The organism is Streptosporangium sp. NPDC020072 (assembly GCF_040631445.1).
Lineage (GTDB): Bacteria > Actinomycetota > Actinomycetes > Streptosporangiales > Streptosporangiaceae > Streptosporangium.
On record NZ_JBEYAB010000019.1, the window covers coordinates 56,617 to 76,077 of the forward strand.

At 69.0% G+C, this 19,461-nt stretch carries 20 protein-coding genes; 9 read left to right on the forward strand and 11 right to left on the reverse strand.

The genetic code is table 11. The features are described from left to right. Positions 1-63 precede the first annotated feature (63 nt). The 8 genes from rpmH (at position 64) to ABZ470_RS36255 (ending at position 5,431) form a co-directional block, all read left to right on the forward strand. Positions 64-201: a 50S ribosomal protein L34 gene (gene rpmH, locus ABZ470_RS36220; protein WP_171200567.1), complete on the forward strand. Its 138-nt coding sequence runs from the start codon at positions 64-66 to the stop codon at positions 199-201. A gap of 126 nt (positions 202-327) precedes the next feature. Next, positions 328-690 carry a ribonuclease P protein component gene (gene rnpA, locus ABZ470_RS36225; RefSeq protein ID WP_352013724.1) on the forward strand — a complete coding sequence of 121 codons (363 nt, stop codon included), beginning with the start codon at positions 328-330 and terminating at the stop codon, positions 688-690. Then, entirely contained in the window at positions 690-968 is a 279-nt protein-coding gene (yidD, locus tag ABZ470_RS36230; protein ID WP_352013725.1) for a membrane protein insertion efficiency factor YidD, read from the forward strand. The genes rnpA and yidD overlap by 1 nt, the downstream gene beginning before the upstream one ends. Positions 969-972: 4 nt before the next feature. Further along, the gene (yidC, locus tag ABZ470_RS36235; RefSeq protein ID WP_352013630.1) at positions 973-1,917 is read left to right on the forward strand and encodes a membrane protein insertase YidC; all 945 of its coding nucleotides are present in this window, start codon (positions 973-975) and stop codon (positions 1,915-1,917) included. Positions 1,918-1,951: 34 nt separating this feature from the next. Then, positions 1,952-2,455 (forward strand): R3H domain-containing nucleic acid-binding protein, encoded by a 504-nt coding sequence (locus ABZ470_RS36240; protein ID WP_352013631.1) that lies wholly within the window; start codon positions 1,952-1,954, stop codon positions 2,453-2,455. 158 nt (positions 2,456-2,613) lie between these two features. Continuing rightward, positions 2,614-3,324, forward strand: a complete 711-nt coding sequence (gene rsmG / locus ABZ470_RS36245; RefSeq protein WP_362917183.1) for a 16S rRNA (guanine(527)-N(7))-methyltransferase RsmG — start codon at positions 2,614-2,616, stop codon at positions 3,322-3,324. Positions 3,325-3,567: 243 nt separating this feature from the next. Beyond that, positions 3,568-4,422, forward strand: a complete 855-nt coding sequence (locus ABZ470_RS36250) for a ParA family protein (protein ID WP_352013633.1) — start codon at positions 3,568-3,570, stop codon at positions 4,420-4,422. A gap of 37 nt (positions 4,423-4,459) precedes the next feature. Then, positions 4,460-5,431: a ParB/RepB/Spo0J family partition protein gene (locus tag ABZ470_RS36255; protein WP_352013634.1), complete on the forward strand. Its 972-nt coding sequence runs from the start codon at positions 4,460-4,462 to the stop codon at positions 5,429-5,431. Positions 5,432-5,488: 57 nt separating this feature from the next. On the opposite strand, the gene ABZ470_RS36260 is transcribed toward ABZ470_RS36255, so the two are convergent. From ABZ470_RS36260 to ABZ470_RS36270, 3 genes are all read right to left on the reverse strand, one after another. After that, a complete protein-coding gene (locus ABZ470_RS36260) occupies positions 5,489-6,526 on the reverse strand; it encodes an aminotransferase class I/II-fold pyridoxal phosphate-dependent enzyme (protein WP_362917186.1) in 1,038 nt (345 codons plus the stop codon). Positions 6,527-6,584: 58 nt separating this feature from the next. Then, positions 6,585-7,541 (reverse strand): D-alanine--D-alanine ligase, encoded by a 957-nt coding sequence (locus ABZ470_RS36265; RefSeq protein ID WP_352013636.1) that lies wholly within the window; start codon positions 7,539-7,541, stop codon positions 6,585-6,587. Between the two features lie 284 nt (positions 7,542-7,825). Beyond that, on the reverse strand, positions 7,826-9,058 hold the full coding sequence (locus tag ABZ470_RS36270) for a PLP-dependent aminotransferase family protein (RefSeq protein WP_352013726.1): 1,233 nt from the start codon (positions 9,056-9,058) through the stop codon (positions 7,826-7,828). A 295-nt stretch (positions 9,059-9,353) separates the two neighbouring features. On the opposite strand from ABZ470_RS36270, the gene ABZ470_RS36275 reads away from it, so the two are divergent. After that, positions 9,354-9,974: a GNAT family N-acetyltransferase gene (locus ABZ470_RS36275; protein ID WP_184716989.1), complete on the forward strand. Its 621-nt coding sequence runs from the start codon at positions 9,354-9,356 to the stop codon at positions 9,972-9,974. A gap of 182 nt (positions 9,975-10,156) precedes the next feature. Here the strand turns inward: ABZ470_RS36275 and trxA are convergent, their stop codons facing one another. The 8 genes from trxA to ABZ470_RS36315 all read right to left on the reverse strand — a co-directional run bounded on the left by trxA (position 10,157) and on the right by ABZ470_RS36315 (position 19,319). Beyond that, entirely contained in the window at positions 10,157-10,480 is a 324-nt protein-coding gene (gene trxA, locus ABZ470_RS36280) for a thioredoxin (RefSeq protein ID WP_352013637.1), read from the reverse strand. Positions 10,481-10,516: 36 nt separating this feature from the next. Next, entirely contained in the window at positions 10,517-11,449 is a 933-nt protein-coding gene (trxB, locus tag ABZ470_RS36285; RefSeq protein ID WP_352013638.1) for a thioredoxin-disulfide reductase, read from the reverse strand. Between the two features lie 143 nt (positions 11,450-11,592). Beyond that, entirely contained in the window at positions 11,593-12,498 is a 906-nt protein-coding gene (locus tag ABZ470_RS36290; RefSeq protein ID WP_362781964.1) for a hypothetical protein, read from the reverse strand. Beyond that, entirely contained in the window at positions 12,488-13,093 is a 606-nt protein-coding gene (gene sigM, locus ABZ470_RS36295) for an RNA polymerase sigma factor SigM (protein ID WP_184716997.1), read from the reverse strand. Before sigM ends, ABZ470_RS36290 begins: the two co-directional genes overlap by 11 nt. A 155-nt stretch (positions 13,094-13,248) precedes the next feature. Then, a complete protein-coding gene (locus tag ABZ470_RS36300) occupies positions 13,249-14,760 on the reverse strand; it encodes a protein kinase family protein (RefSeq protein WP_352013640.1) in 1,512 nt (503 codons plus the stop codon). A gap of 195 nt (positions 14,761-14,955) precedes the next feature. Beyond that, positions 14,956-16,560 (reverse strand): murein biosynthesis integral membrane protein MurJ, encoded by a 1,605-nt coding sequence (gene murJ / locus ABZ470_RS36305; protein ID WP_352013641.1) that lies wholly within the window; start codon positions 16,558-16,560, stop codon positions 14,956-14,958. Positions 16,561-16,618: 58 nt separating this feature from the next. Then, positions 16,619-18,751 carry a DUF6049 family protein gene (locus ABZ470_RS36310; protein ID WP_362917188.1) on the reverse strand — a complete coding sequence of 711 codons (2,133 nt, stop codon included), beginning with the start codon at positions 18,749-18,751 and terminating at the stop codon, positions 16,619-16,621. A 46-nt stretch (positions 18,752-18,797) separates the two neighbouring features. Further along, positions 18,798-19,319 (reverse strand): YbaK/EbsC family protein, encoded by a 522-nt coding sequence (locus tag ABZ470_RS36315; protein WP_362781969.1) that lies wholly within the window; start codon positions 19,317-19,319, stop codon positions 18,798-18,800. Between the last annotated feature and the right edge of the window lie 142 nt (positions 19,320-19,461).

Here is a 19,461-nt window from a genome sequence, read left to right on the forward strand (position 1 = left end):
CAGGCCAGCCACTGTCGAGCGTCCCCATGTGCTGGGGGCGCGTCCTGAGCCTGGAGCCCACTCGTGAGCAAGCGTACTTTCCAGCCGAACAACCGCCGTCGCGCGAAGACCCACGGTTTCCGGCTGCGCATGCGCACCCGCGCCGGTCGCGCCATCCTGGCCGCCCGTCGTCGCAAGGGCCGCGCAGCGCTCTCCGCCTGACGCGTCCGCCGTGCCCGGTTCGCCGGGCCGGGGCAGTAAGCGAACCGTCGCCCGTCGGCCGTGACGCCGGCGGGCGATAGCCGTACCTGCCCAGGGTCAAACCAAGGTCCTCTCGTGTTGCCGTCCGTGTCCCGCATGCGCCGGGGCGAGGAGTTCGCCGGCGCGGTCAGGAAGGGAAGCCGTGCAGGCCGCCCCACACTGGTCGCGCATTTCGGCATGCGCGCAGAAACGGATGAACCCCCCTTGGTGGGATTCGTCGTGAGCCGTGCGGTTGGTGGGGCGGTCACGAGGAATCGGGTCAAACGTCAGCTGAGACACCTCATGCGAGACCGTCTCGACCGTCTTCCGCGAGGTAGCCTGCTGGTTGTACGCGCCAATCCACCGGCCGCGTCCGCGCGAAGCGAGCGCCTAGCCGCCGAACTCGACGTCGCGCTGGATCGTTTACTCAGGCGGCGTGAGCCCTCCGCGGCTCACAGGGATGGGCGATGATGACGGCGCAGCACACCGCCGGGGTTTCCCCGGCCGCCAGGACCCTGATGGCTCCCATCCGGTTCTACCGGAGCTATGTGAGCCCTCTGCTGGGTCCACGCTGCCGATTCCACCCCTCGTGCAGTGCCTACGGGCTTGAGGCGGTTGCCGTCCACGGGGCCCTGCGCGGCACATGGTTGACGATCCGGAGAATCGGGCGTTGCCACCCATTCCATCCCGGAGGCTTTGACCCGGTGCCCCCACGCCGGGGCCAGTCCGACGAAACGCAAGGGAGCTAGCTCGGTGGAGCTGTCCTGGCTGAACTGGCTGTACACGGCCGTCGCCCAAGTAATCACCTGGATACACCAGGCGTATAGCAGCTTCCTCGACCCGAACAGCGGGCTGACCTGGGCGCTGACCATCATCACCCTGACGGTGCTGATGAGGCTGCTGATCTTCCCTCTCTTCCTCAAGCAGATGCGCTCCTCGAAGAAGATGCAGGAGCTCGCGCCCAAGGTCCAGGAGATCCGTAAGCGCTATAAGAATGACAAGCAGCGCATGAACCAGGAGGTCATGGCGCTGTACCAGGGGCAGGGGGCCAACCCGCTCGGCGGCTGTCTGCCGGTCGTGGCCCAGTTCCCTATCTTCATCTCGATGTTCACCGTGCTGAACGCGATGGCTCACGGCGAGCTGAAGTTCGGCATGACCCAGCAGCTGGTCGACAGCGCCAGGGCCGCGCACATCTTCGGTGCGCCGTTGCCTGCGACCTTCTGGAGCAGCGACGCCCAGCTTCAGGCGTTCGGCGCCAACCCGATCCAGACGAAGATCGTCCTCGCGATCTTCGTGGCGGTCAGCTCGCTGACCACCTTCCTGACCGTCCGGCAGAGCGTGACCCGCTCGATGGCCCAGATGCCGGACAACCCGATGGCGCAGCAGCAGAAGATCCTGATGTACATCTCGCCGCTGTTCGCCATCTTCTCGCTGAACTTCCCCCTCGGTCTGATCCTCTACTGGGTCACCACCAACCTGTGGACCCTGGGCCAGCAGCACTGGTTCTACAGCCGCAACCCCGCTCCGGTGGCCGACGCCAAGGGCAACATGGTGACGCCCGAGCCCAAGCCGGGCCTGCTGGGTAAGGCCAAGAAGGCCCCCGAGCCCGAGGCGCCGCCCGCGCCCGCGCCCAAGATGGTCCGCCAACAGCCCACCCGCCAGCCCCGCAGCAAGCGGACGGGCAGCAAGAAGTCCTGACGATCATCCCGACAGCACAAAGGAGTGGCCGGACGTGACCGAGGCCGAAGCCGAGAAGGAGACCGTGAAAGCGGCTCCGGATCTCGCTGCGCTGGAGCAGGAGGGCGAGATCGCGGCGGACTACGTCGAGGGTCTGCTCGACATCGCCGACATCGACGGTGACATCGACATGGACGTCGAGGGTGATCGTGCCGTGGTGTCTGTCGTGGATGTCAAGGGTGGCGATCTCGTCGGCCCGCACGGCGAGGTGCTTGAGGCGATCCAGGAGCTGACCCGTCTCGCGGTCCACCGTCAGACGGGCGAGCGCTCTCGGCTCATGCTGGACATCGCCGGCTACCGTGAGCGCCGCCGTACCGAGCTGACCGAGCTGGGCACCAAGATCGCCGCGGACGTCAAGCGCAACGGCGAGCCCAAGCCCCTGCAGCCGATGACCCCGTTCGAGCGCAAGATCGTGCACGACGCGGTGGCGGCGGCGGGCCTGCGCAGCGAGTCCGAGGGCGAGGAACCCCGGCGCTTCGTGGTGGTCCTCCCCGCGTAACGACACGACGGAGAAAAGGGCCGCCGTCCCCGGTCACCAGGGGCGGCGGCCCTTTCTTGTGATCCGTTCCCGGCCCGTCCTTGTACGGCTCCGCGAAGCGGGCCGTTAGCCTTAGAACACCCTGCAGAAAGCCCGTCCCGAGGAAGAGTGAGCCCCGAGTGAGTGACCAGATCCCCGAGCCGCCCGAGGTCGCGCGCGAGGTGTTCACCGGTGATGCCTGGTCCATGGCGGAGACGTTCGCCGGTCTGCTGGCCGGCCCCGGGGTGGTGCGCGGACTGCTCGGTCCTCGCGAGGTGCCCCGCATCTGGGACCGGCACCTGCTCAACTGCGCCGTGGTCGCCGAGGCGGTGCCCGCGGACGTGCGCCTGGTCGACATCGGCTCCGGTGCCGGGCTGCCCGGCCTGGTGCTGGCGATCGTGCGTCCCGACATCCATGTCACCCTCCTTGAGCCTCTTCTGCGCCGGACGGTCTTCCTCCAGGAGTGCGTGGACACGCTGAAACTCGGCAACGTCGAGGTGCTGCGCGGCCGGGCCGAGGAGTTCGTCGGCAAGCGCGTGTTCGACGTGGCCTCCGCCCGGGCGGTGGCGCCGCTCGACCGGCTGCTGAAGTGGTCGCTCCCCCTGCTGCGCGAGGGCGGGGAGCTGCTCGCCCTCAAGGGCGAACGGGCAGCGGAGGAGCTGACGGACGCCGAGGCACAATTGAGGACCAGCGGGGTGCGAACCGCCGAGCTTGTTTCGGTCGGGCACGGTAAGGTCGAGCCGCCCGCAACTCTCATCCGGGTGGTCGCCGGTCGGGCCCCCGAAGGAGTACGGCAGGGCGCTCGCCGTAAGGAGCGTGTCTCGCGGGCCAAGCGGGCGCGAGGCCAGTAGAACAGACCGAGCGAAGCGAGTGCGAGGCCAGTGAATGACCATGGAAGTGCGATTGTGAGCGCGGAAGGTGGTCTCGGCTGGCCCACGGGTCCTGTCGTCCCGCCTCGTGAACGCCTTTCCGGTCTTGGTTGGCCCGCATCGGGTTCCACCGCTGCAGTCAGGCCGGTTGAAAGGACGACGACCGTGACCCAGTCCCCCCTTAATCCCGGCGAATCGCCGTTGGTACGAGAGGCACTCAGCTCAGTGGTTTCACGTGAAACATCTACGGCCGCCCCCGGAGACACCATCGGCGCCCGGGACGGTGACTGGCCCCGGCCGCCCAAGACCCGCATCTTCACCGTCGCCAACCAGAAGGGCGGCGTCGGCAAGACCACGACATCGGTGAACCTGGCGGCGGCGCTGTCCATCCACGGCCTGCGGGTGCTCGTCGTCGACCTCGACCCGCAGGGCAACGCCTCGACCGCCCTGTCCATCGAGCACCGTGGCGACGTCCCCGACATGTACAAGGTCCTGGTCGAGGACGTGCCGCTGGCGGAGGTCGTGAAGGAGGTCCCGGAGATGCCGGGTCTCTACTGCGCCCCCGCCACGATCGACCTGGCGGGTGCCGAGATCGAGCTGGTCTCCATGGTCGCCCGTGAGGCCCGGCTGCAGCGCGCGCTCGCGGCCTACACCCAGGTCGAGTTCGACTACATCCTCATCGACTGTCCGCCCTCGCTCGGCCTGCTGACCGTCAACGCGTTGATGGCCGCCAACGAGCTGCTGATCCCCATCCAGTGCGAGTATTACGCGCTTGAGGGGCTCGGCCAGCTGCTGCGGAACGTTGACCTGGTCCGCGCCCACCTGAATCCCACGCTCGACCTCTCCACCATCCTGCTGACGATGTACGACGGCAGGACCAGGCTCGCCTCCCAGGTCGCCGACGAGGTCCGCTCCCACTTCGGGGACACGGTGCTGAAGAACGTGATCCCGAGGAGTGTCCGTGTCTCCGAGGCACCGAGCTACGGCCAGTCGGTCATGACCTACGACCCGGGCTCCAGCGGTGCGATGGCCTACATGGACGCCGCCCGTGAGATCGCCTACCGTGGCGCCGCCGTGTGAACGCGCCGAGATCCGCAGAAACAGCAGGGGAGGGACCGTGGTAGCTAAGACGCCCAGGGGACTGGGCAAGGGGCTGGGCGCGCTCATCCCGACGGGCCCCACCGTGCTGGAGACGACGCCACCGGCCGTCACCTCGACCCTGGTCGTGGACGAGCCCACGGTCCAGCAGCCGAAACCGGTCGCGGGCGCCTACTTCCTTGAGATCCCCGTCGAGGACATCACGCCCAACCCGCGTCAGCCCCGGGACATCTTCGACGACCAGGCGCTGGACGAGCTGGCCATCTCCATCCGGGAGGTGGGGCTGCTCCAGCCCGTCGTGGTTCGCCCGGCCGGCGAGGGACGCTACGAACTGATCATGGGGGAGCGCCGTTGGCGGGCCTCGAAGATCGCCGAACTCTCCAAGATCCCCGCGATCGTACGGAGCACCGAGGAGGACAAGCTCCTGCTGGACGCTCTCATCGAGAACCTCCAGCGCGAGCAGCTCAACCCCCTTGAGGAGGCGGCGGCCTACCGGCAGCTGCTCGACGACTTCGGCGCCACCCACGAGCAGCTGGCCACCCGTGTCGGGCGGTCCCGCTCCCATGTGTCGAACACCCTGCGGCTGCTCAACCTGCCCGCCAAGGTCCAGCTCCGGGTCTCCGCCGGGACGGTCAGCGCCGGGCACGCCCGCGCGCTGCTCTCCCTGAACGACCCCGTGGCACAGGAACGGCTCGCCGACCGGATCGTGGCGGAGCTGCTGTCGGTTCGCGAGGTCGAGGAGATCGTGGCGGTCGGCGACGCCAAGGCGGCGCCCGCCCCCACCACCCGTAAGGTGCCGAGGGCACGTCAGTCGGAGGAGCCGACGCTCCGCCATCTGGCCGACCGGCTCTCCGACCGCTTCGAGACCCGGGTGAAGGTGGACTTCGGCCGTCGCAAGGGGCGCATCGTCGTGGAGTTCGCGACCATCGACGACCTTGAGCGCATCATCGCCACGATGGCTCCGGGAACCATGCAGCAGACCGAAGACTGAAACACCCGGGCGCCTGTTTCACGTGAAACAGGCGCCCGGGTGTTTCACGTGAAACCCTCAGCCCTCCAGTACGGTCTGCCGTACATCGGCCGCGAAGGCGTCCACGTCCTCGGTCGAGGTGTCGAAGGCCGTCACCCAGCGCACCACGTGGGCCGCCTCCTCCCACACGTGGAAGAGATGGCGCTGCTGGAGTTCGGTGATCACCTTCTCCGGCAGGGAGGGGAAGACCGCGTTCGACTGGACCGGATAGCGGAGCGCGACACCGGGAAGGCCGGCGACGCCGTCTGCCAGCCGATGGGCCATGGCGTTGGCGTGGGAGGCGTTCCTGCGCCAGAGGTCGTCGGTGAGGAGTGCGGTCAGCTGGGCCGACACGAAGCGCATCTTCGAGGCGAGCTGCATGCCCTGCTTGCGGAGGAACAGCGCGGGAGCATCCAGCTCGGGCCTGAGGATGACGAGCGCCTCCGCCCCCATGGCGCCGTTCTTTGTGCCGCCGAAGCTGAGCAGGTCCACTCCGACGTCACCGGTGAGCGCACGCAGGGAGCAGCCAAGCTCCGCGGCGGCGTTGGACAGGCGGGCGCCGTCCATGTGGAGGAAGAGTCCGTGGGCGTGGGCGAAGTCGGCCAGTTCGGCGATCTCATCGGGGGTGTAGCAGGTGCCGCACTCGGTCACCTGGGAGATGGAGATGACCCTCGGCTGGGAGTGGTGCTCGTTCCCCAGGATGGAGAGCTGGTCGCGGACGGCCTCGACGGTGAGTTTGCCGTCGTCCGTCGGGATCGGAACGAGCTTGGCGCCGAGCACCCGCTCTGCGGCGCCACACTCGTTGGTGTTGATGTGGGCGCTGCTCGGGCACAGGACGGCGTCGTAGGAGCGCAGGACGAGCCCCAGCCCCACGACGTTGGCGCCGGTGCCGTTGAACATGGCGTAGGCGCTCACCTGGGGGCCGAACTCGGCGCGGAAGGCCTCCTCCATCGCCCGAGTCCAGGGATCGCCGCCGTAGGCGGGAGTGTCCGAGACGTTGGCCTCAACGATGGCGGCGATCACGTCCGGGTGCACTCCGGCGTGGTTGTCACTGGCGAAACTCTTGGGAAGACGCACGGCGTCCACCATAAGTGGAACAATCCGGCGCCGGTCCCCCGGCGCCGGACAAATCAGTTCAAGCAGAGTGCCGAGCGGCGGCCTGTTCCAGCAGGGCCTGGCAGAGGGTGCCGAGATCGTCGCCCGCCGCCTCGATCGCCATGGGCAGCAGCGAGGTCTCGGTCATGCCAGGGGCGACGTTGACCTCAAGGAAGTACGGCAGGCCCGCCTCGTCGACGATGAGGTCGGTGCGGGAGACATCACGCAGGCCCAGCGCGGTGTGGGCCGTGACGGCCATCTCGGCGCAGGCCTGCGAGACCTCGGGGGACAGCCGGGCCGGGGCGAAGAACTCGGTGTGCCCGGCGGTGTAGCGGGAGGCGTAGTCGTACAGGCCGGCGTCGGGCACGATCTCCACCGGAGGCAGGGCGACCGGGCCCTCGCCGAGGTCGACCACGGAGACGGAGACCTCGACCCCTTCGATGTAGCGCTCGATCAGCGCCGTGTCGCCGTAGGCGAAGCAGCCGACCATCGCCGAGGGAAGCTCCTGCGCGGTGCGGACCATCGACGCGCCGAGCGCCGAACCACCCCGGGACGGCTTGACGAACAACGGCAGGCCGAGCCGTTCGACGATCCGGTCGAGCACCGCCGAGGCGCCCAGGTCGTGGAAGGTCTCCTTGGGCAGCGTCACCGACTCGGGGGTGCGCAGGCCGAAGGAACGGACGACGGCCTTGGCGGTCGGCTTGTCGAAGGCCACCCGGCACGCGTCGGGATCGGCGCCCACATAGGGCACCGAGAGCAGTTCGAGCACCGAGCGGATCGCGCCGTCCTCACCCGCCCCGCCGTGCAGGGTGACGAAGACCGCGTCCGGCGGATCGGCGAGTACGGCGGGCACGAGGGAGGCGTCGGTGTCACGTGTCTCCACCGGGATCCCCACCGCGCGCAGCGCCTCACTCACCCGGCGGCCCGACCGGAGGGACACCTCCCGCTCGTAGGACAGACCACCCGCGAGAACGAGCACGTGGCCCAGATCACTCATCCGAAAAAACCTCTCTTCACGGCCCACGCCGAGCCTTTGGGGTCGCTCTCATCACGCCGGGGACGATCGCCACAACGGCGCCGGAAGTCACCGTACGGCACGGCACCCGAAGTGACGTCACCCACCGGTTCTCGGATGGCGCGTGGCGGGCGTCCGGAAGCGGCCGTCGAACCAGCCCCTTCACGGAGCACCGCGCCGAGAGCCTCCACAGGCTCCACACGGCAGGAAGGCGGTGTGGCGAGCGGAAGCGCCCGTCACACCGCCCAGGGAAGCCCGCTCGGACCTCAGGCCAGGTCAGGCCCCGGGGTGTCCACCCCGCCGCGTTCGATGGGCGCGTCCGGCCCGAACGTCTCGCGCGTCTGCATCTCCTGCTCGATCACCCCGGCCAGGCGGCGCACGCCCTCACGGATGCGCTCCGGCTCGGGATAGCAGTAGGACAGGCGCATGTGGCGTGTGCCGCCGCCGTCGGCGTAGAAGCCGGCGCCGGGGACGAACGCCACCCGCTCGGCCACCGCGCGGGGCAGCAGCACCTTGGAGTCCAGCCCCTCGGGAAGCGTGGCCCAGACGAAGAAGCCGCCCGCCGGGCGCGTCCAGGAGCAACCTGCGGGCATCATCGCCTCCAGGGCGCCGAGCATGGCGTCACGGCGCTCGCAGTACAGCTCCCTGAAGGTCTTGATCTGCTGGCGCCACGGCTGGGTCGCGAGGTACTGTCCGACGGCGAGCTGGGTGAAGGTCGAGTGCGACAGGACGGCCGACTCCATCGCCAGCACCAGCTTGTCGCGGATGGCGTGCGGCGCCAGGGCCCAGCCGACACGGAAACCGGGTGCCAGGGTCTTGGAGAAGGAACCGAGGTAGACCACCCCGTCGGGGCAGTCGGCCCGCAGCGCCCGCATGGTCGTGCCCTCGAAGCCGAGCAGGCCGTACGGATTGTCCTCCACGATCAGCACGTCGGCCCGCTGGCAGATGTCCAGGATCTGCTGCCTGCGCGCGGTGCTGAGCGTGACCCCGGCGGGGTTGTGGAAGTTGGGGATGGTGTACAGGAACTTGATCCTGGTGCCCGCGGTCTTCAGCGCGTAGATCGTCTGGGCCAGCGACTCGGGGATGATCCCCTCGTCGTCCATGGCGATGTGGATGACCTTGGCCTGGTAGGCGGAGAAGGTGCCCAGCGCGCCCACGTAGGAGGGCCCCTCGGCCAGGATGACGTCGCCCGGGTCGATGAAGACGCGGGTGATCAGGTCGAGGGCCTGCTGCGAGCCGACGGTCACCACGACGTCGTTGGCGTTGCCCTCGATCCCCTCAAGGCGCATGACCTCGCAGATCTGCTCGCGCAGGTGCGGGTCTCCCTGGCCTGAGCCGTACTGGAGCGCGACCGGGCCCCTGCGGGCCACCAGGTCGGCGACGAGCTCGCCCACGACGTCCAGCGGAAGAGCGGTGACGTACGGCATGCCCCCCGCGAGCGAGACCACCTCGGGCCTCGACGCGACGGCGAAAAGAGCTCGAACCTCGGAGGCGACCATCCCGGTAGCTCGTGCGGCGTACCGGTCGACGTAGGCGTCGATCCGCGACCCCTGGGGCGCGATGGTCTGACCGTGATCTGACTCTTGGGGCACGGTCCACCTCCTTGGTTACGGGGAGCAACGAATGCTCAAGTTAGAGAAACCAGCGTACGACAGTGATGGTTGTCGTCTGCGTGTGGGGACGGGAGACCCTGAAACGAAGGGCCTCACTGAGCTACGATGCCAGCTGGAGACGCCGTTTTCGCGCGTTTTCCGCCACGGCTTGCGCTCGTCTCGCCAGGATTGGGGCCAACAGGTGTCGCGTCGGCTGGCAAACGTCACTCTCGACAATCTTGACGACCTGCCGTACCGGTGCCGCCGGTGCGTGTTCTGGGAGCTTGACCCGGTGAACGGCAACCGTGCGATCGAGGCGGGTGATCCGGGGCTGGAGAAGGAGGCCTGGATCTCCTCGACCCTGCTGGAGTGGGGAAGCTGCGGGAAGATCGTCTACGTGGACGGCGTCGCGGCCGGCTTCGTGCTCTACGCGCCCCCGCACCACGTGCCCCGCTCCATCGCCTTTCCCACCTCACCGGTCAGCGCCGACGCCGTGCTGCTGATGACGGCCCACATCATCCCGGAGTTCTCCGGAGGTGGCCTGGGCCGGATGCTGGTGCAGGGAGTGGCCAAGGACCTCACCCGGCGCGGGGTGCGGGCGATCGAGGCGTTCGGCGACCTGAAGTGGGAGCAGCCCGGCGCGTGCGTGATGCCCGCGGACTATCTGCTCTCGGTCGGCTTCAAGACGGTCAGGCCGCACCTGCGCTTCCCCCGGCTGCGCCTCGAACTCAAGTCCGCCGTCTCGTGGCGTGAGGACGTCGAGGTCGCCCTGGAGAGGCTGCTCGGCTCCATGTCCCCGGAAAGGGCGCTCAGGCCCGTCTGAGATGGTTTGGGCCCCTTCCAGGGCCCTCCTGGGAGACCTCACCGACCTCAAGATTCACGAAAGCCCCCCGCGTCGCGTCGCGGGGGGCTTTCGCCGGGTGGGTGTGCCGCTCGGAAGCGGTGGTACGGCTCCGCTGTGGGGAGCGCAGCCGCAGGGGGCGTCACAGACCCTTTCGACAGGGTCTAGATGATGCCCTCAAGCTCGCGAAGCAGCATCGACTTGGGCTTCGCGCCGATGATCTGCTTCACGACCTCTCCACCCTTGTAGACGTTCAGGGTCGGAATCTGGAGTACACCGTACTGTCCGGCGATCGTCGGGTTCGCGTCCACATCGATCTTGACGATGGTCAGCTTGTCCGCGTGCTCGTTGGCGATCTCCTCCAGAATCGGGGCGACCTGGCGGCACGGGGCGCACCACTCCGCCCAGAAGTCGACGATGACGGGCTTGTCGCTCTTGAGGACCTCAGCGTCGAAGCTGGCTTCGGTCACGTTCTTGATGGCGCCCAAGGTTCCGGTACTCCCTCTTCGTGGTGGTGATCTGGATCAGCTCTCGTGCTCGGCGAGCCACCGCTCGGCGTCGAGCGCGGCGGAGGTGCCCGTGCCGGCGGCGGTGATCGCCTGGCGGTAGATGTGGTCGACGACGTCGCCGGCTGCGAAGACGCCGTCCAGGTTGGTGCGGGTGTAGGGGGAGTCGACCTTGATGTAGCCCTCGTCGTCCAGCTCGACCTGGCCCTTGACCAGCTCGGTGCGCGGGTCGTGACCGATGGCGATGAACAGGCCGGTGGCCGCCAGCTCGCTCTCCTCGCCGGTCTTGAGGTTGCGCAGGCGCACGGCGGAGACCTTGTTCTCGCCGAGGACCTCGACGACCTCGCTGTCCCAGACGAAGCGGATCTTCTCGTTGGAGAAGGCCCGGTCCTGCATGATCTTGCTGGCGCGCAGCTCGTCACGGCGGTGCACGATGGTCACCGAGTTGGCGAACCGGGTGAGGAAGGTGGCCTCCTCCATGGCGGTGTCGCCGCCGCCGACGACCACGATGTCCTGGCCGCGGAAGAAGAAGCCGTCACAGGTGGCACACCAGGAGACGCCGCGTCCGGAGAGGCGCTTCTCGTTGGGCACGCCGAGCTCACGGTAACCGGAGCCGGTGGCCAGGATCACGGCCTTGGCGAGGTGGGTCTCGGTGGCGGTCTTGACGACCTTCGGGGTGACGGTCAGGTCGACCTCGACCACGTCGTCGGCGACCAGCTCGGCACCGAACCGCTCGGCCTGCTTGCGCAGGTTGTCCATGAGGTCGGGACCCATGATGCCGTCGGGGAAGCCCGGGAAGTTCTCCACCTCGGTCGTGTTCATCAACGCACCGCCCGCGGTGACCGAACCTTCGAAGACCAACGGCTTGAGATCGGCCCGGGCGGAGTAAACAGCCGCGGTGTAACCGGCGGGACCCGACCCAATGATGATCACATTCCGGACTTCACTCACTGCTGCGCCTCTCCTCCGTCGTTGCCAGTGGCGTCAACAGATCCTAGGCGCCGGTGATTCCCGTATGTCACGACGGAGCCCGGCATGGACGAATCCATACCGGGCTCCATGATCGTTCGAGAGGACTTCGAGAGGTCGAGGCCCTACTTCCAGCGTGCCAGGGCGGGCTTGCGCACGTTGTCACACTGCGGGCCCGTGACGTAGACGCGCACCGTGTTCCTGGCCTTGTTGCTCCAGAAGAGCATGACGTTGGCCTCCTGGCCGTTGTAGAAGCCCTGGTCGACGGCGAACGGTGCCCTGCCGACCTTCGCGGAGACCTGCTTGACACACTCGTCGAGCTTGATGCCCTCCGACTGCTCCTGGGCCAGCACGATCTGCGCCGGGCCGATGTAGTCGAGCAGCGGCCCGCGCAGCTGCTCCTCGGTGTAGTTCCAGTTGCTGTCGGTCAGCTGGTACCCGTCGCCCTTCGGCACCACAGGCATGGCGTACGGACTGGGCTGGCTGCTTGAAGAGGGGCTCGCGGTGAGCGCGCCACTCGTCATCACGGCCGTGCCCGCGATCGCCGCCGCCACACCCGCCGCCGCGGCCGACAGCGCCCACCGGCGCCGCGGGTTCCCGCGCCGCCGTACGGGCCTGACGGTGCCGTCGTCGCCGACGACCCCCAGCCGTGGCACCAACTCGGGCACGGGCTCGGGCTCCGGTTCCGGCAGGACCGGCTCGGGCTCGGGCAGGGACGCCGCCGTCTCCCACGGCGCGTCGCGCATGATGTCGTCCCAGGCCGGTGCCTCCACCAGGCCTATTCCACCTCCACGGAAGCTCTGGGCCTCTGCGGCCAGCGCGCGGTCGATCCGGAGCGCGACTCCCATCGGCATCGCCGGAGTGGGCGTCGCCGCGAGCACCTCACGGACCGCTGCGAGGTCGGCGAGGCTTTCGCCACAGGGGTCGCAGATCGCGAGATGTTCGCGTACCTGCAGGGCCGTGGCGGCGTCGAGGAGACCCTCTGCCAACTCGGCGAGAGTCTCCAGGTCGTAGTGCGTATCACCCGTCACGAAGTTCTGCTCCCTTCGCGGATGAGACGCGAGTCAGGTCGGATCGGTTCCGCAGGTGGGAAAGAATCGGGGCAAGTTTCGCGCGTCCTCGCGCGCACCTGCTCTTCACGGTGCCGCTCGGCACCTCAAGGACCTGGGCCGCGTCCTCCACGGAGTACCCCATCATGTCCACGAGTACGAGCGCCGCCCGCTGGTCGGACGGCAGCAGCTTGAGCGCGGCGGAGACCTCCATGGAGACCTCACGCTCGGCCGTCTGGTCGAGCACCGGCGTGTCCCGCTCGGCGGCCTCGACGAGTTCGTCGTCCGCGACGGGCCGTACGGACTTCCTGCGCATCCGGTCGAGACAGGCGTTGACCACGATGCGGTGCAGCCACGTGGTGACGGCCGCCTCGCCACGGAAGCTCTCGGCCTTCCGGTAGGCCGAGACGAAGGCGTCCTGTACGGCGTCGGCCGCCTCGTCGGGGTCACCCAGCGTGCGCAGGGCGACCGCCCACATGCGGTCCCGGTGTCGCTTGACGAGTTCACTGAAGGCGTGTGGATCCCCGGCGATGTGACGGGTCAGCAGGTCGGCGTCGGACACGGCCGGTCGCGCCATCTGCTGTCCCGCCGCTGGCGGGGGCTCTGGTGGGGAATTCACGGGAAGAGTCCTGCTTGCCGATCCGGGGATAACACCATTACGTGATAGATGGTGCCACGAAATCTCACATGATCGGCAAGAACTCGACTAAAAGCGATCAAATCACTCTGGCGCTACTTGACGGCGGTCACCTTCACGTCGAAGACGCTTCCGCGGAACATGCCCTGGTAGGGGGGCAGCTTGGTGAACCAGATCAGGACGTAGCGTCCCTTCTCCGTGGAGTCGGCGCTGTAGGTCTTCTTACCGGTCAGTCCGGAGAACTTGTGGACCGTCTTCAGGCCGCCCAGGTCGGCCGAGTCACCGATCCGCAGCTCGACGGTGCCGCTCGGGCTCAGGTTGCCGAAGTCGACCGTCACCTGCTTGACCGGCACGCTCTGCCCCAGGTCGAGCAGGAGGCCGACCCCCTTCTTCAGGTTGCCGAAGTCGGCCGAGGTGTAGGACTCCGAGTGCCAGTCGGTCGAGGACTTGCTGTCCACCGCGTTGAGCGCGAGCTCGGGCCGCTCCTCGCCGTCCGCGCCGAACGGGTCGAAACCGGTGACCGACTTCGGCTTGACCTCACGGGTCTCGACGGGAACCGGCTGCGTCGGGGTGACGGTCACCCCCGCCGTCGGGGTGCCCGCGTTGCCGATGCTGCGGCCGATCGTCCAGGCGCCGACCCCGACGGCCGCCATCACCAGCAGCACGATCGCGGTCATGGCCACCTTGCCGAGCATCCCGCCGCCCTGGGCGGGCGGCGGCCGGTGCTGGACGTGCTGGATCTGCGGGGCGGGGCGCTGGGGCGAGGCGGTGTCCACACCGTCGGAGCGCGAGGCCGTGACCGGCGGCGGCGCCACCGGCATCGGCGTGGGCACCGGGACGGGCCGGGGAACGGCGCTGAGGGCCTCGGCCAGCTCGGCGGGCGTGGCGAAGGGGGGCATCCCCCGCTTGACCTCGGACAGTAACGCCCGGCAGGCGATGGCGTCGAGATAGCCGGGAACCCCCGCCGTGACCTGCCGGGGCGTGCAGAGCTGCCCGTCGTTCAGCGGCGCGGGCGGCAGCCCGAAGTCCTCCTCGCCCGCCCAGTGCCCGGTCAGTCCGGCGTACAGCAGGCGGCCGAGCCCCTCGGTGTCGGCACGGGCCGCGTCCTCGCTCGTGACGTCCATCAGCGCGGCGTCGGTGCCGAGGCCGAGCACCTTGACCGTGCTGCCCGCGGCCGTCCACACCAGGTGCTCGGGGGTGAGGCACAGATGGGCCAGACCGGCCTCGTGGGCGTGCGCCAGCGCCTCCGCCGCCTCGGCGACCAGCGCGGCGGCCCGCTCGGGCTCCAGCGGGCCCGCGGCGACCATGTCGGTGAGGGTCTCGCCGCTGACCCACTCGCTGACGACGTAGGAGCGGCCGTCGTCCTCGGTGGTCGCGTCGAAGACCTGGGTCAGCCGGGGGTCGGTCAATCTGCTGGCGACCCGGGCGGCGGAGATGACCTGCTCCAGCCGGGGGAAGCCAGGATCGAAGGTGTACACCGCGACGGGCCTGGCGAGCACCTCGTCGATGGCCTTCCAGAGTGTCGCGCCGTCCGACTCGTGGACACGGTCCTCAAGCCGGAAACGCTCAGCCAGCTTGGTGCCGGGTTCGACGACGGAGGAACTCATGGGCTCTCCACAAGTGAGAACACGACAGCGCCCCACCAGATTGACACATCAGGACACATCACGCGATGCCGGGTGGATACGCCCACGCCCTCCTGCTTCCATTAGCCGCATGTCGTCACACGCGTTGCACCATGTTAGTCGCGCGCAGGTTCCGCCCGTGTTCTCCTTGTCAGACGCCGGGACCAGGTTCTCGGATTACCGGCGTACCCGGCTCGCGACCATTTCAACGACCGAACTGACCTCGGGGATGCGCATCCGGTGCGCGATGGCCAAGTAGAGAACCATACCGAGGCCGCCACCGGCGGACAGCATCACGGCCGCGCTGAGCGCGTTCAGGCCGGTCAGCTCCTGGGAGACCCACAGCACACCGAGCGCCAGCAGCGCCGCGGGCAGGGCCGCGACGTACATCCGTGACAGGCCCGCGGCGACCGCGCGTCCCCCGAGACCGCCGACCCGGCGGCTGGCCAGGGTCCAGGCGACCGCGGTGCCCAGCACGTAGGTGACGGTGAAGGAGAAGCCGAGCCCCATCACGATGTACTGCGCGGGCAGGGTCAGGTAGGCCAGCAGGCTCAGCAGGCCGTTCACCGCCACGTTGCCGACGGCGACGAAGACCGGCGTCCTGGTGTCGCCGAAGGAGTAGAAGACGCGCAGCAGGAGCTGGAAGAGCGAGAACGGCACCAGCGCCAGCCCGAAGACCTGGAGCACGTTGCCGATGTAGACCGCCGAGTCGACGGTCATGTTGCCCCAGGAGAAGATCAGCACGGTCACCGCGGGGCCCAGCACCATCAGCAGCAGCCCGGCGGGCACCAGCAGCGCCGAGATCAGGCGCACACCGGAGGAGAACTCCTGCGTGACCGCGCCGTACTGCTCGTCGGCGACCGCCCTGCTCATCCTCGGCAGCATCGCCGTGATCACCGAGACCGCGATGATCCCGTAGGGGAGCTGGAAGAACTGGTAGGCGTAGGCGTAGGCGGAGTTGCCCGCGCCGGGGGCCCGCTCACCGGCGCCGGAGGCGAGCTTGGTGGTGATCAGGAAGCCGAGCTGGCTGATCCCGACGTAGGCGAACGTCCACACCGCGGTGCGGCCCATCTCGCCGAGGCCCGCCTCACGCAGGTCGAGCCTGGGCACGAACCGGAAGCCCGCCCGGTGCAGCGAGACGACCAGCACCGCACACTGGGCCACGATGCCCGCGGTCGTGCCGAGACCGAGCAGGGCCAGGTTGGCGTCGCTGACGGTCCCGATGTTCGTGCCCGCCGTACCCAGCGTGAGGTAGTAGGTCAGGGCGACGCCGATCATCACGATGTTGTTCAGCACCGGCGCCCACATCGGGGCGCCGAACCTGTCGCGGGTGTTGAGGATCGCGCCCGCGATCGCGCCGACGCCGAAGAAGGCGATCTGCGGAAGGATGAACTGCGCGAGCCTGACCGCGACCTCGGTCTTCCTGGGGTTCCAGTCGGCGCTGTAGAGGCTGATCAGCGGCCCGGCCAGCAGCACGCCCGCCACGGCGACCAGCGTCAGCACGATGATCCCGAGCGTCATCAGCCGCTGCTCGTAGGCCCGGCCCCCGTCGGGGTCGTTGCGCTGCCGCTTGACGATCATCGGCACCACGACGCTGCTCAGGACGCCGCCGATGAGGAAGTCGAACAGGATGAGCGGGATCGTGTAGGCGACGTTGTAGGCGTCGCCGAGGGCGAGGGTGCCGATGGCCGCGGCGAGCACCGCCGTACGGACGAATCCCGTGACGCGGGAGACCATCGTGCCCGCCGCCATGACCGCGCTCGCGCGCAGCACCCTGCTCATCGTTCTTCCTCCGCCAGATCGCTCGAATCGCTCGCCAGATCGCCGGGCCGCCGGGCCGTCACGACTCGGTGCCCGCCGGAGCGCTCGCGCGCCTCGGTGGTACGGCCGCCGCCGCCCGGCGGCCTCCCCTGCGCCGCAGGACGCGCAGGACGACCGCGGCCAGCAGGACCATGAGGGCCGCCCCGACGATCACCAGGGCGATCCCGGTGTAGCCGGTCGTGCGGACCGTGATCTCGACGGGCGCGCCGTACCTGCGTCCGTCGTCCGTCATCAGCTGGACCTTGACCGTCGTCTGGCCACTGGCCAGCACCGTCATGGGGACCCTGACGGTGTCGCTCTGACCGCCCAGGATGGTCCGGTGGTCCTCGTAGGTCTCGATCTTCAGCAGTTTGGGCTGCTCCGAGGTCACCCTGAGGCGGACCGAGACCTCGCTGCCCGCCCCGGTCAGGCCGTTGCGGACGCTGATCGGCACCTCGCCGTTGGTGCCCGCGAGCGTGCGTAACGGGGACTGCTCGTTGCCGGTGATGGAGACCTGCTTGATGCGGTCGTCGACCGCCGTGTCCACCTGCTCGACGTACGGCGTCGCGGCGTCCCCCCGCTCCCGCCAGGCGGAGGAGGAGAGCCGCAGCAGCGCCAGGTCGAACACGTCGAAGTCCTGCGCCTTGGTGATCGCCGAGGTCAGGTCGGCGCGGCGGCCGACCCGCCTGACGCTCTTCATGTACGGCTTGGCCAGCTCGGCGCGCCGGTCCTGCTCGGTGTAGGTGAGGTCGGCCCGCTGCGGCGCGAGGCCCTTGCCCGGCCTGATCGAGTCGAGCCTGGCCGGAGCCAGCCACGGCAGCGAGGCGGCCGTCTTGACCAGGTCCGTCACATAGGCGGGGTCGGGGGACCAGCGCCGCTGGGGGGCGGCGATCACGGTCCGCCGGGTGGTCACCGGCTCGGCGGCGAGCATCGCGGTCTCGGCGATGAAGCGCCTGCGGCTCAGCACGGCGGCGCCGGGCACCGTGACGTCCGCGCCGAGGGCCTCGCTCAGCGTCCTGTCGGTGAGCAGGGCGGTGACCGGGCCGTTGACGGTGTTCAAGGTCGCCGAGGCGTCCGGCGTGGTCGCCGGAGGCGTCGTCGGCGGCAGGGCGGCCTCGTCGAGCAGCACGGTCTTGACGCCCTGGGCGGCGAGCAGGTCGAGGCCGTCGTAGTCGATCTTCCCGTTGGCCGGCCAGTTCAGGGTGGTGATGAGGTCACGGCCGAAGGCCCTGCTGCCGACCAGCCTGGCCGCCTCTACCGCGGTCTTCGCCGAGTCGTCGACGCCGCCGTGGGCCAGCGCCGCCACGTCGGGGTCGGCGTACGGCGTCGCCACGACCGGCTCGTTGACCAGGGCGGTGCGCAGGTCGCCGAGCCAGGCCGCCGCCGCGGTGTCGCCGGAACGGCTCTCCACCTTGTCCTTGACCTTCACCGAGTACGGCTCGCCCAGGGTCTGGGCGTCGTCGATGAGGGAGGGGTCAAGGACCCAGGTGAGGTTCTTGGCCGAGGCGGTGCTCTGGGCGAGCTTGAGCAGGTTGCCCAGGCGCTTGCCCGGGGCCATGGAGGCCGACAGGGTGTCGTCGAGGAAGACGCCGTCGACGGCCCTGCGGGGCTGGTCGACGATCGGCAGCACCATGGCCAGCCGGGTGCGGGCCACCTGGGTGCCGACGGGCATGTGGACCAGGAAGGTGCGCTGGACGGCGATCGGCTGCCCGTAGACGTCGCGCACCTCGACCATGAGCGGGTAAACCCCGAAACGGGTCAGGCTCAGTTGCTGCGGGGTGAAGGTGAAGTCCCAGGAGGCCTTGGCCCCCGGCGCGAGGCTCTCCGGCTGCAGGACGAGTTCGTCGCGCCAGGAGGTCGGCTGGGCGCCCACTCCGCCGACGTAGGCCTCCATGTCGGAGCGCCGCGTGAACGGCTGGGAGGAGTAGTACATCCTGCGCCGCATGCCGGTGACCGTCTGGGTCCCGGTGTTGACGAAGGTGCCGGAGAACTTGATCTCGGTGGTCGGCTCACGGGTCACGTCCGGCGTCAGCGCGCCGATCACCAGCTGGGGCGCCTGCCGCCCGGCGGCGGTCTCAGTCGTCTGGGCACTCGCCGTACCAGGAACGGCCACGGCCGCGGGGGAGAGCAGCGTGGCGGTCAGTACGGCGAGCAGCGTGGCCTTGCGGATCACGCGCTGGCCCGGGGTCGAGTACGGCGCACGCCCGTAATGCTATGGCCTATCCGGCGAGCGGGAAGGTCACCTGCTCCCTCCGTGACCGGGATTGGGCCAGGTCGATGGTCTTCCCTGAAACAAGCGACAGAAGGTGTTCCGTTCTGATGAGCAGCGCCGTACGACGTTCACCCGTGGGGGTGTGGACGAGGTCGCCGGCGCGGGCGAGTCGTTCGTCGACCAGCGTGGTCAGTCCGTCGGGCAGCAGCAGCGGGCAGACCAGCCCGGCCGCGTAGTCGGTCGCGGAGTTCACCGTGAAGGCGGAGGCGGGCCTGACCTTGCGGGCGCCGAGCGCGCCGCCGACGGCGCCGAGTTTGGGCGGGGAGGCGGCGGAGGCGACGACGGCGACGGGTTCTCGCCCCACGGAGGTCGTGGCCTCGAAGACGGTCACCACGACGCAGGTCGCCGGGCTCACGGCCAGCAGTTCCGGCAGTTCCTCGGCGCACGTCATCACACGGGGAAGGCGTACGATCTCATGATGAACCTGGTGTGCGAGGAGCCAGCGGTGGATCGCGAGGGCGTCCTTCATGTGTGTGCTCCTTGCCTCGACTAGCCTCGACGCACGCCCCCGACGGTCTCTTGACCGACCGTAACCTGGTGATCGCTTGAGGTGTATCCCCAGTGGGGAACATGTTCCGTAACCGAAGGACCTACCCGGCTTGTCCCTTTCA